Source organism: Klebsiella sp. I138 (assembly GCF_051131765.1).
Lineage (GTDB): Bacteria > Pseudomonadota > Gammaproteobacteria > Enterobacterales > Enterobacteriaceae > Klebsiella.
The window spans coordinates 2,258,062-2,272,651 of the sequence record NZ_CP180447.1 but is presented as its reverse complement, the minus strand read 5'-3'; the positions used below and the strand labels follow the sequence as shown (position 1 = coordinate 2,272,651).

Genomic DNA, 14,590 nt, shown 5'->3' with positions numbered 1-14,590 from the left:
ATGTGAGCAATCTGTCGCTCGATTTTTCCGACAATGCGTTTCAACCTCTGGCCGCCCGTATGCGGCCAGAAAATTTAGCGCAGTACATTGGTCAGCAGCATCTGCTGGCACCGGGGAAACCCTTGCCGCGGGCGATTGAGGCCGGGCACCTGCATTCGATGATTTTATGGGGGCCGCCGGGCACCGGTAAAACCACGCTGGCTGAAGTGATTGCTCGCTATGCCAGCGCCGATGTCGAGCGTATATCAGCGGTGACCTCCGGGGTGAAGGAGATCCGTGAAGCGATCGAGCGAGCCAGGCAGAACCGCAATGCCGGGCGCCGCACCATTCTGTTCGTCGACGAAGTCCATCGTTTCAATAAAAGCCAGCAGGATGCATTTTTGCCACATATTGAAGATGGCACCATCACCTTCATTGGCGCGACGACGGAAAATCCCTCTTTTGAACTCAATTCTGCACTGCTATCCCGTGCGCGCGTGTATCTGCTGAAATCGTTGACCAGCGATGATATTGAGCAGGTGCTTACCCAGGCGATGAACGATAAAGATCGCGGTTACGGCGGGCAAAATATTGTGCTGCCGGACGACACCCGCCAGGCAATCGCCGGGCTGGTTAACGGCGATGCGCGCCGGGCGCTGAATACGCTGGAAATGATGGCCGATATGGCCGAAACGGATGCTTCCGGCAACCGGGTTCTGAAAGCTGAACTGCTGACCGAAATTGCCGGTGAGCGCAGCGCCCGTTTTGATAATAAAGGCGACCGTTTCTACGATTTAATTTCCGCGCTGCACAAGTCCGTGCGCGGGAGTTCGCCGGATGCTGCGCTGTACTGGTATGCACGTATTATTACCGCCGGCGGCGATCCGCTGTATGTGGCTCGCCGCTGCCTGGCGATTGCGTCGGAAGACGTCGGCAACGCCGACCCGCGAGCGATGCAGGTTGCTCTCTCCGCCTGGGATTGTTTTACTCGCGTGGGGCCAGCAGAGGGCGAGCGCGCCATTGCTCAGGCTATTGTGTATCTTGCCTGTGCGCCGAAAAGCAATGCGGTCTACACCGCATTTAAAGCGGCGATGGCCGATGCCCGAGAGCGCCCGGATTACGATGTCCCGGTACATCTGCGCAATGCGCCAACCCGATTGATGAAAGAAATGGGCTATGGGCAGGAGTATCGCTACGCCCACGACGAGCCAAACGCTTATGCCGCCGGGGAAGCCTATTTCCCGCAGGAAATGGCCAAAACTCGTTATTATCAGCCTACAAATCGGGGGCTGGAGGGGAAAATTGGCGAAAAGCTCGCCTGGCTTGCCGAACAGGATCAAAATAGCCCCATAAAACGCTACCGCTAACAGAGACGTTGCGGTAAGGTTATCCAGATATTCCGGTGGTCGTAGTCTGCGGCCACTTTTCTTTTATTTATTCGATAAGCACAGGATAAGCATGCTCGATCCCAATCTGCTGCGTACCGAGCCAGACGCAGTCGCTGAAAAACTGGCACGCCGGGGCTTTAAGCTGGATGTAGATAAACTGCGCGCTCTGGAAGAGCGTCGTAAAGTTCTGCAGGTTGAAACTGAAAATCTGCAGGCGGAGCGTAACTCCCGATCGAAATCCATTGGCCAGGCGAAAGCGCGCGGGGAAGATATCGAGCCATTACGCCAGGAAGTCAATAAACTTGGCGAACAGCTGGATGCGGCGAAAGCCGAGCTGGACGTATTACTGGCAGAGATCCGCGATATTGCCCTGACCATCCCGAACATTCCGCACGATGACGTTCCGCTGGGTAAAAGCGAAAACGACAACGTCGAAGTCAGCCGCTGGGGTACGCCTCGCGAGTTCGATTTTGACATCCGCGATCACGTGACGCTGGGTGAAATGCACGGCGGGCTGGACTTTGCCGCCGCCGTTAAGCTGACCGGCTCCCGTTTTGTGGTAATGAAAGGGCAACTGGCCCGTCTGCATCGTGCGCTGGCGCAGTTCATGCTGGATCTGCATACCGAACAGCACGGCTACAGCGAAAACTACGTGCCGTACCTGGTTAACCAGGACACGCTGTACGGTACCGGCCAACTGCCGAAATTTGCCGGCGACCTGTTCCACACGCGCCCGCTGGAAGAAGAAGCGGACAGCAGCAACTATGCGCTGATCCCAACGGCGGAAGTACCGCTGACTAACCTCGTTCGCGATGAGATCATCGACGAAGACGATCTGCCGATCAAAATGACCGCTCACACGCCATGTTTCCGTTCTGAAGCGGGGTCTTATGGCCGTGATACTCGTGGCCTGATCCGTATGCACCAGTTCGACAAAGTGGAAATGGTGCAGATCGTGCGCCCGGAAGATTCCATGGCGGCGCTGGAAGAGATGACCGGCCATGCGGAAAAAGTTCTGCAGCTGCTGGGTCTGCCATACCGTAAAGTGGCGCTCTGCACCGGCGATATGGGCTTCAGCGCATGCAAAACGTATGATCTGGAAGTCTGGGTACCGGCACAGAATACCTACCGTGAAATCTCTTCCTGCTCCAACGTCTGGGACTTCCAGGCGCGTCGTATGCAGGCACGCTGCCGCAGCAAATCGGACAAGAAAACGCGTCTGGTGCACACGCTGAATGGTTCCGGGCTGGCTGTAGGTCGTACCCTCGTCGCGGTGATGGAAAACTATCAGCACGCTGACGGTCGCATTGAGATCCCGGAAATTCTGCGCCCCTACATGCGTGGCCTTGAATTTATCGGCTGATTTTTTTTACCTCCTTCTCAAAAGCGCCTTCGGGCGCTTTTTTTTTACCCCCTTCTTGATGCTGGGCAATAATCCTTCAGGTGATTACACCCATACTCCCTTTGTGTTAAAGCAGCATAAAAAACTATAAAAAATTAAATTCGTTATATATTTGACTATATAACGATTGTCAGTGAATTGTGAGCAACCAAAGCGAGTATCCATGAAAATTAAAGCCCCCGATGCTTTACTGGCTGCCGAAGTAAGCCGGCGTGGTTTAATGAAAACCACGGCAATTGGCGGTCTGGCGATGGCCAGCAGCGCATTTACCCTACCTTTTACACGCATTGCCCATGCGGCCAGCGCTCTGGCGCCCGTGAATGAGACGGTCACCTGGAGCGCCTGCACGGTGAACTGCGGCAGCCGTTGTCCACTGCGTATGCATGTGGTTGACGGTGAAATTAAATACGTTGAAACCGATAATACCGGCGATGATAACTATGACGGCCTGCATCAGGTTCGCGCCTGTCTGCGCGGGCGTTCGATGCGTCGGCGTGTCTACAATCCCGATCGCCTGAAATATCCAATGAAGCGCGTTGGTCAGCGTGGCGAAGGCAAATTCGAGCGGATCAGCTGGGAAGAAGCATTCGACACTATTGCCAGCAATATGCAGCGCCTGATTAAAGATTACGGTAACGAATCGATCTATCTGAATTACGGTACCGGCACGCTTGGCGGGACCATGACCCGCTCCTGGCCACCGGGAAAAACGCTCATCGCGCGTCTGATGAACTGCTGCGGCGGTTACCTTAACCATTACGGCGATTACTCGTCGGCGCAAATCGCTGCGGGACTGAACTACACCTATGGTGGCTGGGCCGACGGCAACAGCCCGTCAGATATCGAAAACAGCCAGTTGGTGGTGCTGTTTGGCAATAACCCGGGTGAAACTCGCATGAGCGGCGGCGGGGTGACTTACTACCTGGAACAAGCGCGCCAAAAATCGAATGCGCGGATGATCATCGTCGACCCCCGGTATACCGATACCGGCGCAGGCCGGGAAGATGAGTGGATACCGATTCGTCCAGGTACCGACGCCGCGCTGGTTTCCGCACTCGCCTGGGTGATGATTACCGAAAACCTGGTCGATCAGCCGTTCCTCGATAAATACTGCGTAGGTTACGACGAGAAAACGTTACCTGCCGATGCGCCGGCCAACGGGCACTATAAGGCTTATATCCTCGGCCAGGGGAGCGATGGTATTGCCAAAACGCCGCAGTGGGCATCGACTATCACCGGGATCCCGGTCGACCGTATCGTACAGCTGGCACGCGAAATTGCGACAGCCAGGCCGGCCTTTATCAGCCAGGGCTGGGGTCCGCAGCGCCACGCAAACGGCGAAATCGCCACTCGTGCTATTTCGATGCTGGCGATCCTGACCGGCAACGTTGGCATTAACGGGGGCAATACCGGCGCGCGTGAAGGGTCATACGACCTGCCGTTTGAACGTATGCCGACGCTGGACAACCCTGTTGAGACCAGTATCTCCATGTTTATGTGGACCGACGCGATAGAACGCGGTCCTGAGATGACAGCGCTGCGTGACGGCGTTCGCGGAAAAGATAAGCTGGATGTACCGATCAAAATGATCTGGAACTATGCCGGCAACTGCCTGATAAACCAGCACTCTGATATCAACCGCACTCATGAAATCCTGCAGGATGACAAGAAGTGCGAAATGATCGTGGTGATCGACTGCCACATGACATCATCTGCCAAATATGCCGATATTCTGCTGCCGGACTGCACCGCTTCCGAACAGATGGACTTCGCACTGGATGCTTCCTGCGGCAATATGTCCTACGTCATCTTTACCGATCAGGTAATTAAACCGCGTTTTGAATGCAAAACGATTTATGACATGACGACGGAACTGGCAAAACGCATGGGCGTGGAGCAGAAGTTTACCGAAGGTCGCACCCAGGAAGGCTGGATGCGTTATCTGCATGAACTTTCCCGTAAGGCTATTCCGGATTTGCCGGATTTCGACACCTTCCGCAAGCAGGGCATTTACAAACAGCGCGATCCGGAAGGGCATCACGTTGCCTATAAGGCATTCCGTGACGATCCGAAGGCTAATCCTCTGGAAACCCCGTCAGGCAAAATTGAGATCTATTCACAGGCGCTGGCGCAAATTGCTGCGACCTGGGAATTACCCGATGGCGACGTGATTGATCCGCTGCCGATTTATACTCCGGGCTTTGAAAACTATAACGATCCGCTGACGGCGAAATTCCCGCTGCAGTTGACCGGTTTTCACTATAAGTCGCGCGTTCACTCAACCTACGGCAACGTCGATGTGCTGAAGGCTGCCTGTCGCCAGGAGATGTGGATTAACCCGCTCGATGCGAAAAAACGCGGCATCACTAACGGCGATCGCATCCGTATTTTCAACGATCGCGGCGAAGTGCATATCGAGGCCAAGGTCACGCCGCGAATGATGCCTGGCGTGGTCGCGCTGGGTGAGGGCGCCTGGTATAACCCGGACGCAGGACGCGTGGATCAGGCGGGGAGCATCAACGTGCTCACCACCCAACGGCCGTCGCCTTTGGCGAAAGGCAACCCATCGCACACTAACCTGGTCCAGGTTGAAAAGCTGTAAGGAATAACCGATGACAACTCAATATGGATTTTTTATCGATTCTGCTCGTTGTACCGGTTGTAAAACCTGCGAGCTGGCCTGTAAAGACTTCAAAAACTTAACGCCGGATGTCAGCTTCCGCCGTATTTATGAATATGCGGGCGGTGACTGGCAGGAAGACAATGGCGTCTGGCACCAGAACGTCTTTGCCTACTACTTATCGATTGCCTGCAACCACTGTGAAGACCCGGCCTGCACCAAGGTGTGTCCGAGTGGTGCTATGCATAAGCGCGATGACGGATTTGTGGTGGTGGATGAAGATGTGTGTATCGGCTGCCGCTATTGCCATATGGCCTGCCCGTACGGCGCACCGCAGTACAATGCTGCGAAAGGACATATGACCAAGTGTGATGGCTGCCATGAACGCGTCGCTGACGGTAAAAAACCGATTTGCGTCGAGTCCTGCCCGCTGCGTGCGCTGGACTTTGGTCCCATCGAAGAACTGCGTAAAAAACACGGCCAGCTGGCCGCGGTTGCACCGCTGCCATCAGCACATTTTACAAAACCTAGTATTGTCATCAAACCGAACGCCAACAGTCGTCCGTGTGGTGATACAACCGGCTATCTGGCCAACCCGAAGGAGGTGTGAGATGGGTAGTGGATGGCATGAATGGCCGCTGATGATCTTCACGGTCTTTGGACAATGTGTGGCAGGCGGTTTTATCGTCCTGGCCCTGGCGCTGATGAAAGGCAATTTGTCGAATGAGCAGCAGCAGCGCGTGGTGCTAAGCATGTTCGGTTTATGGGTGCTGATGGGGATTGGGTTTATCGCTTCCACGATGCACCTGGGATCGCCGATGCGCGCCTTTAACTCCCTTAACCGTATTGGTGCGTCATCGCTGAGTAACGAAATTGCCAGCGGCGCGCTCTTTTTCGCCGTAGGTGGCATTGGCTGGCTGCTGGCGGTGATGAAGAAGCTTCCGGCCGGGCTGCGTAGCCTTTGGCTGGTCGCGACGATGGTGCTGGGCATTATCTTCGTCTGGATGATGGTGCGCGTGTATAACACCATTGATACCGTACCGACCTGGTATACCGTCTGGACGCCGCTGAGTTTCTTCCTGACGCTGTTTATCGGTGGTCCGCTATTGGGCTACCTGCTGCTGCGCGTAGCAGGGGTAGACGGTTGGGCCATGCGTTTGTTGCCAGTGGTCACGCTGCTGGCGCTGGTGGCCAGCGTTATTGTGGCCCTGATGCAAGGCAGTGAGCTGCCGGCTATCCATAGTTCCATTCAGCAGGCTTCCGCGCTGGTGCCGGACTATGGCTCGCTGATGGCCTGGCGAGTCGTCGCGCTGGTGCTGGCTCTGGCATGCTGGGTTGTTCCTCTGCTCAAAGGCTATCAGCCTGCGGTGCCGCTGCTCAGTCTGGCATTCGTGCTGGTACTGGTGGGTGAGATGGTGGGACGTGGCGTCTTCTACGGTCTGCATATGACGGTCGGTATGGCTGTCGCCAGCTGATAAATTTGTTGCGCCAGGACGTCCGGTTCTGGCGCAACAAAAAAATGCTGTTGATTCATGAAATTTTTCTACTGATATTCCCGCCGTTTATTTCCAATAAATTAATAAAAACAATGGAATAATATAAAGAATAATTCTGTTGTCGCTCCGCTGGATAAAAAACTTCTATCGTTGCCCGTGAAACCGCGTCCCGCCTGATTTCTGGTGGATTGACAATGTTTTTAGCGGTGGCATGATGCGCACGAAATCTAAACTTCCTCACGGTTATATCCATGTCCATCTACACCCGGCCGGTGCAAATGTTGCTCTGCGGTCTGCTTTTGTTGACGCTGGCGATTGCGGTTTTAAATACCCTCGTCCCGCTTTGGCTCGCCCATGAAAATATGCCTACCTGGCAGGTCGGGATGGTGGGGTCGTCCTATTTCACCGGTAACCTGGTGGGAACATTGCTGGCCGGATGGGTGATTAAGCGTCTGGGGTTTAACCGTAGTTATTATCTTGCGTCGCTGATCTTCGCGGTTGGCTGCGTTGGGCTTGGTATTACCCTCGGTTTCTGGACCTGGTTCAGCTGGCGCTTTCTCGCCGGCGTTGGTTGCGCGATGATTTGGGTGGTAGTAGAAAGCGCACTGGTTTGCAGCGGAACGTCGCGCAGCCGCGGCCGTCTGCTGGCGGCCTATATGATGGTTTACTATGTAGGGACCGTACTGGGCCAACTGATGGTCAGCAAGCTGCCAACCGATCTGATGAGCGTGCTGCCGTGGGTGACCGCGTTAGCGCTGGCGGCGATTCTCCCTCTGCTGTTTACCCGCGTGGTTAATCAAAGTGATGAACAGCATGAGCCAGCACGCATCTGGCCAATGCTTAAGCTGCGCCAGGCTCGCCATGGCGTTAACGGCTGCATTATCTCCGGGATTGTGCTCGGGTCGCTGTATGGACTGATGCCGCTGTGGCTGAACCATCAGGGCGTGAGTGATTCCGGCATTGGTTTCTGGATGGCGGTCATGGTCAGCGCAGGGATTCTGGGGCAATGGCCGATCGGCCGTATGGCTGACCGCTATGGCCGCTTGCTGGTGCTGCGCGTTCAGGTTTTTGTGGTGATTTTGGGCTGCCTGGCGATGCTCAGCGGTGCGGCAATGGCTCCGGCGCTGTTTATCCTTGGCGCATCGGGCTTCACGCTGTATCCGGTGGCAATGGCATGGGCCTGCGAAAAAGTCGAACGCCATCAGTTGGTCGCGATGAATCAGGCATTGTTGATGAGCTATACCATCGGCAGCCTGCTTGGGCCAACTTTCACCGCGATGCTGATGCAGAACTTTTCTGACAATCTGTTATTTATCATGATCGCCAGCGTGTCATTTATTTATCTGCTGACGCTGTTGCGCAAAGCAGGCCACCATCCGACGCCGGTGGCTCACGCCTGAGTCCTTCGCGCGCTGTGCCCACAGCGCGCGCAAAATTCATATTTCTGATATCCCGTCTATATACATCTGCCACACTTTCCTTTTTTTCTGGATTAAAATGCAATTAATGTGCAGATGGTTAGAGTTTTGCACTCATTAATTGTCCAGGAAAAGCATAAAACGCATAATCCCGTCGGTTTAACACTAAGAATTATATCAAGGACTGGAATTTATGGCGGGTGCACAGGAAAAACAGCTGCGATGGTACAACATTGCGCTGATGTCGTTTATTACGGTGTGGGGTTTCGGTAACGTCGTTAATAATTACGCGAATCAGGGACTGGTCGTTGTCTTTTCATGGGTTTTTATTTTTGCCCTCTATTTTACGCCGTATGCGCTGATTGTTGGCCAACTGGGTTCAACCTTTAAAGATGGTAAAGGCGGGGTCAGCACCTGGATTAAACATACGATGGGGCCTGGGCTGGCTTATCTGGCAGCGTGGACCTACTGGGTAGTGCATATTCCGTACCTGGCACAAAAGCCGCAGGCTATCTTGATTGCGCTAGGGTGGGCAATAAAAGGGAATGGCTCGCTGATTACGCAATATGGCGTCGTCGTACTTCAGGCTGCCACGCTGCTGCTGTTTGTGTTTTTTATGTGGATTGCTTCTCGCGGGATGAAGTCACTGAAGGTCGTGGGATCCGTAGCCGGGATTGCGATGTTTGTCATGTCGCTGCTCTATGTCGTGATGGCCGTGACGGCGCCAGCAATTACCGACGTAGAAATTGCCACTACCGATATCACCTGGCGGACCTTTATTCCCCATATTGATTTTACCTATATCACGACTATTTCTATGCTGGTGTTTGCCGTCGGCGGTGCGGAGAAAATATCGCCTTATGTGAATAACACCCGTAACCCGGGCAAAGAGTTTCCTCGCGGCATGATTTTGCTGGCGATCATGGTGGCGGTTTGCGCCATTCTCGGATCTCTGGCGATGGGGATGATGTTTAACTCTCGCCATATTCCCGATGACCTGATGACCAACGGACAGTATTACGCTTTCCAGAAATTAGGCGAATATTACCATATGGGTAATACGCTGATGATTATCTATGCCATTGCAAATACCCTGGGGCAGGTTGCAGCGCTGGTGTTCTCCATTGATGCGCCGCTTAAGGTATTGCTTGGTGACGCCGACAGAAAATATGTCCCGGAAAAGTTATGTCGGGTGAACGAAAAAGGCACGCCGGTCAATGGCTATATTTTGACGCTGGTACTGGTAGGGATTTTGATTATGTTACCGACACTTGGGATCGGGGATATGAATGATCTTTACAAATGGCTGTTGAATCTTAACTCGGTGGTGATGCCGCTGCGTTACCTGTGGGTATTTATTGCCTTTATGGCGGTGATTAAGGCGGCCGACCGCTTTAAAACGGAATATGTTTTTATCCGCCACCGCCCGTTGGCTTTTGGCGTTGGGCTATGGTGCTTCCTGTTTACCGCTTTTGCCTGTCTGACCGGGATCTTCCCGAAGATGGAGGCTTTTACGCCGGAATGGACGTTCCAGCTATCGCTTAACGTGGCGACACCTTTCGTGCTGGTCGGGCTGGGGCTGATTTTCCCGCTGCTCGCGAGGCGAAAACAGACGCTTGACGCGTCGTCGTGAATGACGGGTAACACACCGGGAAGAGGTGGGAGTATTTTCCGGGGCGGCGTGCATGCGGCCCCGGAAATAAGATCGGAAAGTTAGTACATCACCTTATGACCATACTGCTCGAGAATGCCTTTTACCCGCTCCATCGTCTCTTTCTTCGGCGGGTGTACGCCATCAAGCTTGTACTCTTCGCCCATTGCCACCCATTTGTGTTTGCCTAACTCGTGATAGGGCAGCAGTTCGATTTTTTCGACATTGCCCATATCGCGAGTAAACTCGCCGAGGCGATGCGCGGAATCATCATCGTCTGACCAGCCGGGAACGACCACGTAACGAATCCAGACTTTGACGTTTTTATTCGACAAATAGCGGGCAAATTCCAGCGTACGATGGTTCGACACGCCAACCAGATTCTGGTGGATCTCATCATTCATCTGTTTGAGGTCGAGCATGACAAGATCAGTCACCTCAAGCAGCTCATCAATCACAGGGTCGTAGCGGCGGACAAAGCCGTTGGTGTCGAGGCAGGTGTGAATGCCTTCTTTCCGGCAGGCCCGGAACCAGTCGCGTACGAATTCTGCCTGTAAAATCGCTTCACCGCCGGATGCCGTGACGCCGCCGCCGGACGCGTTCATAAAGTGGCGATAGGTTACGACCTCTTTCATCAGGTTTTCAACGGTGACTTCGGTGCCGCCGTGGGTATCCCAGGTGTCGCGGTTATGGCAGTACAGGCAGCGCATCAGGCAGCCCTGGAAGAAGGTGATAAAGCGGATCCCTGGGCCATCGACAGTGCCACAGGATTCAAAGGAGTGAATACGACCAATAGTTGACATTGCGGTGATATCTCCAGATTCGGCCCGTCCGGGGCCTGTGATGCACAGCTCAAACCGGCTGTGTTAAGTCTGTTTTGGCGGTTATCCATGCAGTATAGATAGCGGACAAAAGAGACTGTAGTACGGGAAGTGCTAAAAAGGCCCCACTTGTGTGGAGCCTTTATTATACGCTTTTTACTTCGCGATTTCAGTCAGTACCCATCGTCTTTCAGGCTGTATCTTTGTTGGCTTCGTTTACTCACCCAAATCACTTACTTGAGTAAGCTCATCGGGATTCGTGCACTTGCCGCCGCGATGCAACCCGAAATCCATTGGGTAGCACCACTTACATGGTCTGAGTGAAAGTACGAGTGATAACGTCCTGCTGCTGTTCTTTAGTCAGGGAGTTAAAACGTACTGCGTAGCCAGATACACGGATGGTCAGCTGCGGATATTTTTCCGGGTTTTCCATCGCGTCGAGCAGCATTTCGCGGTTCATGACGTTGACGTTCAGGTGCTGACCGCCTTCGATAGACGCTTCGTGGTGGAAGTAACCATCCATCAGGCCTGCCAGGTTGGTTTTACGCACTTCGTCATCTTTACCCAGCGCGTTCGGAACGATAGAGAAGGTGTAAGAAATACCATCTTTAGCGTAAGCAAACGGCAGTTTTGCAACGGAGGTCAGAGAGGCTACAGCACCTTTCTGGTCACGGCCGTGCATCGGGTTAGCACCTGGTCCGAACGGTGCGCCAGCGCGACGACCATCAGGGGTGTTACCGGTTTTCTTACCATACACAACGTTAGAAGTGATGGTCAGAACGGACTGAGTCGGGATAGCGTTACGGTAGGTAGTGAGTTTCTGAATTTTCTTCATGAAACGTTCTACCAGGTCAACCGCCATATCATCAACGCGAGAATCGTTGTTACCAAACTGCGGGTATTCACCTTCGATTTCGAAGTCAACGGCCAGGCCGTCTTCGTCACGAATCGGTTTAACTTTCGCATACTTGATAGCAGACAGGGAGTCAGCCGCAACGGACAGACCAGCGATACCGCATGCCATGGTGCGAACCACGTCACGGTCGTGCAGAGCCATCAGGGAAGCTTCGTAGCTGTATTTGTCGTGCATGTAGTGGATAACGTTCAGTGCGGTGACATACTGCTTAGCCAGCCAGTCCATGAAGTGATCCATGCGATCCATGACTTCGTCGAACTTCAGAACGTCGCCTTTGATTGGTTCAGATTTCGGACCAACCTGCATTTTCAGTTTTTCATCAACGCCACCGTTGATAGCGTACAGCATGGTTTTCGCGAGGTTAGCACGAGCACCGAAGAACTGCATTTGCTTACCAACAATCATCGGGCTTACGCAGCATGCGATAGCGTAATCGTCGTTGTTGAAGTCCGGACGCATCAGGTCATCGTTCTCGTACTGCAGAGAAGAGGTATCGATAGACACTTTAGCGGCGAATTTCTTGAAGTTCAGCGGCAGTTTTTCAGACCACAGAACGGTGATGTTCGGCTCCGGAGAAGGACCCATGGTGTACAGGGTGTTCAGGAAGCGGAAGCTGTTTTTAGTGACCAGAGTACGGCCGTCAACGCCCATACCACCGATAGATTCAGTTGCCCAAATCGGGTCACCGGAGAACAGTTCATCATATTCCGGAGTACGCAGGAAGCGAACCATACGCAGTTTCATGACCAGATGGTCAATCATTTCCTGTGCGTCTTGCTCGTTGATTTTGCCTGCTTTGATATCACGTTCGATGTAAGCATCCAGGAAGGTGGATACGCGACCGAAGGACATTGCTGCACCGTTCTGAGACTTAACTGCGGCCAGGTAGCCGAAGTAGGTCCACTGAATAGCTTCCTGTGCGTTGGTTGCCGGACCAGAGATATCGCAGCCGTATTTCGCTGCCATTTCTTTGATCTGACCCAGAGCACGGTACTGTTCAGAAATTTCTTCACGCAGACGGATAGTCGCTTCCAGGTTTACGCCATTTTCCAGATCGGACTGCAGTGACAGGAACTGTGCGTATTTGTCTTTCATCAGGAAGTCGATACCGTACAGCGCAACGCGACGGTAGTCACCGATGATACGGCCACGGCCATACGCATCCGGCAGACCAGTCAGAACGCCAGACTTACGGCAGTTCAGAATGTCTTTGGTATAGACATCGAATACACCCTGGTTATGGGTTTTACGGTATTCGGTGAAGATTTTTTTCAGCATCGGGTCCAGTTCGCGATCGTACGCTTTGCAGGAACCTTCAACCATTTTGATGCCGCCGAACGGGATAATCGCACGTTTCAGCGGTTTTTCAGTTTGCAGACCAACGATTTTCTCAAGGGCTTTGTTGATATAGCCTGCGTCATGAGAAGTGATGGTGGATGCAAGGGAAGTGTCGAAATCAACAGGTGCGTGAGTACGGTTTTCCTGTTTAACGCCTTCCATGACGTTGTCCCACAGCTTGGTTGTCGCGTCAGTTGCGCCAGCCAGGAAGGACTCGTCACCTTCATAAGGGGTATAGTTTTTCTGGATAAAGTCACGTACGTTGACTTCTTTCTGCCAGTCACCTTTCGCGAAACCTTCCCAGGCTGTGGCTAACTTTTCATTAAGCTCGGACATGTAACACCTACCTTCTTAAGTGGATTTTTTATTTACTGCCTGAAACGGCCCTTAGTGATGGTCGTCGCCACGCAGGTAAATGACCCAGTATGTCAACCCAACCAGCAGACCACCGCCGATAATGTTCCCGATAGTTACCGGAATCAGGTTATCAGTAATGAAGTTCATAACGGTCAGGTGAGAGAAATTTTCCGGAGCAGAACCGACTGCGGTCCAAAATTCCGGGCTTGCAAAGTCGCGGATTACGATACCCAGCGGGATCATAAACATGTTAGCGATACTGTGCTCAAAGCCGCTGGCAACAAACATGGCCACGGGTAAAACCATAATCATGGCTTTATCCATCAGGCTGCGGCCGGAGTAGCTCATCCACACCGCCAGGCAGACCATCAGGTTCGCCAGGATACCCAGGCATACGGCTTCAATAAAAGTATGGTGCATTTTATGGTCAGCGGTTTGCAGGACGTTGAGGCCCCAACCGCCGTTAGCGGCCATATACTCGCCAGACAACCACATCAGCAATACAAACAGCAATGCGCCTATCAGGTTACCAACATAGACGTTGAGCCAGTTTCTTGCCAGTTGACCCCAGGTAATTCGTCCGCTGGCTTTCGCCACGACGATAAGAACGGTGGAGGTAAACAGGTCAGCACCACAAATGACGCAGAGAATCAGGCCGAGTGAAAAGCAGATCCCTCCGATCAGTTTGGCAATACCGAAAGGCATCGCGGCAGTGCCGGTTGTCGCTGTGATATAGAAGACAAAAGCGATGGAAATGAAAACACCAGCGGTAATCGCCAGATAAAACGTCTTCATCGGGTGCTTTGTCGCTTTGTAGACACCTGCTTCTTCGGCAACCTTCGCCATCGCAGCAGGGAGTAATAGATCAAAAGGGTTGTCAGCTTTCACACTAACTCTCTCTTTATAAAAGTTGGCGGTGAGATACTAACAAAGCATTATAGAAGGGAAATTGATGTAGATCATATCCCACCGGAACTATAAGCCCTGTATACGTATGGTTTTTACTTGTTTTGTATTTAACTATCTGTTTTATATTAAAAAAATAAATTTTAATATTTACAACTTATGTTGATTTTTTTCATTTTGGGACAGTGCTGACGGTTAATTAAAATGGGGTATTTTTTATTAAAATTAACAACCATAAGCTGATGCGTAAAAAATTTTTACGGTAAGTTAACGTAGCAACCACAAATTAGCGGCGAGT

At 52.7% G+C, this 14,590-nt stretch carries 10 protein-coding genes; 7 read left to right on the top strand and 3 right to left on the bottom strand.

The features are described 5' to 3' along the window. Positions 1–2: 2 nt before the first annotated feature. The 7 genes from ACMYSK_RS10610 to ACMYSK_RS10580 all read left to right on the top strand — a co-directional run bounded on the left by ACMYSK_RS10610 (position 3) and on the right by ACMYSK_RS10580 (position 9,936). Entirely contained in the window at positions 3–1,346 is a 1,344-nt protein-coding gene (locus ACMYSK_RS10610; protein WP_434642797.1) for a replication-associated recombination protein A, read from the top strand. Between the two features lie 91 nt (positions 1,347–1,437). Next, positions 1,438–2,730: a serine--tRNA ligase gene (gene serS / locus ACMYSK_RS10605; protein WP_434642794.1), complete on the top strand. Its 1,293-nt coding sequence runs from the start codon at positions 1,438–1,440 to the stop codon at positions 2,728–2,730. Between the two features lie 202 nt (positions 2,731–2,932). After that, positions 2,933–5,371, top strand: coding sequence for a dimethylsulfoxide reductase subunit A (gene dmsA, locus ACMYSK_RS10600; RefSeq protein ID WP_434642791.1), 2,439 nt, complete (start codon positions 2,933–2,935; stop codon positions 5,369–5,371). Positions 5,372–5,381: 10 nt separating this feature from the next. After that, the gene (locus ACMYSK_RS10595) at positions 5,382–5,999 is read left to right on the top strand and encodes a DMSO/selenate family reductase complex B subunit (RefSeq protein WP_434642788.1); all 618 of its coding nucleotides are present in this window, start codon (positions 5,382–5,384) and stop codon (positions 5,997–5,999) included. A 1-nt stretch (position 6,000) separates the two neighbouring features. Further along, the gene (locus ACMYSK_RS10590; protein ID WP_434642785.1) at positions 6,001–6,864 is read left to right on the top strand and encodes a dimethyl sulfoxide reductase anchor subunit family protein; all 864 of its coding nucleotides are present in this window, start codon (positions 6,001–6,003) and stop codon (positions 6,862–6,864) included. A 272-nt stretch (positions 6,865–7,136) separates the two neighbouring features. Further along, on the top strand, positions 7,137–8,285 hold the full coding sequence (locus tag ACMYSK_RS10585) for an MFS transporter (RefSeq protein ID WP_434642782.1): 1,149 nt from the start codon (positions 7,137–7,139) through the stop codon (positions 8,283–8,285). 211 nt (positions 8,286–8,496) lie between these two features. Beyond that, the gene (locus ACMYSK_RS10580) at positions 8,497–9,936 is read left to right on the top strand and encodes an APC family permease (RefSeq protein ID WP_434642779.1); all 1,440 of its coding nucleotides are present in this window, start codon (positions 8,497–8,499) and stop codon (positions 9,934–9,936) included. A gap of 80 nt (positions 9,937–10,016) precedes the next feature. On the opposite strand, the gene pflA is transcribed toward ACMYSK_RS10580, so the two are convergent. The 3 genes from pflA to focA form a co-directional block, all read right to left on the bottom strand. After that, positions 10,017–10,757, bottom strand: coding sequence for a pyruvate formate lyase 1-activating protein (gene pflA / locus ACMYSK_RS10575; RefSeq protein ID WP_434642776.1), 741 nt, complete (start codon positions 10,755–10,757; stop codon positions 10,017–10,019). Positions 10,758–11,082: 325 nt separating this feature from the next. Further along, positions 11,083–13,365 (bottom strand): formate C-acetyltransferase, encoded by a 2,283-nt coding sequence (gene pflB, locus ACMYSK_RS10570; RefSeq protein WP_434642773.1) that lies wholly within the window; start codon positions 13,363–13,365, stop codon positions 11,083–11,085. Between the two features lie 51 nt (positions 13,366–13,416). Next, positions 13,417–14,274 carry a formate transporter FocA gene (gene focA, locus ACMYSK_RS10565; protein ID WP_434585726.1) on the bottom strand — a complete coding sequence of 286 codons (858 nt, stop codon included), beginning with the start codon at positions 14,272–14,274 and terminating at the stop codon, positions 13,417–13,419. Between the last annotated feature and the right edge of the window lie 316 nt (positions 14,275–14,590).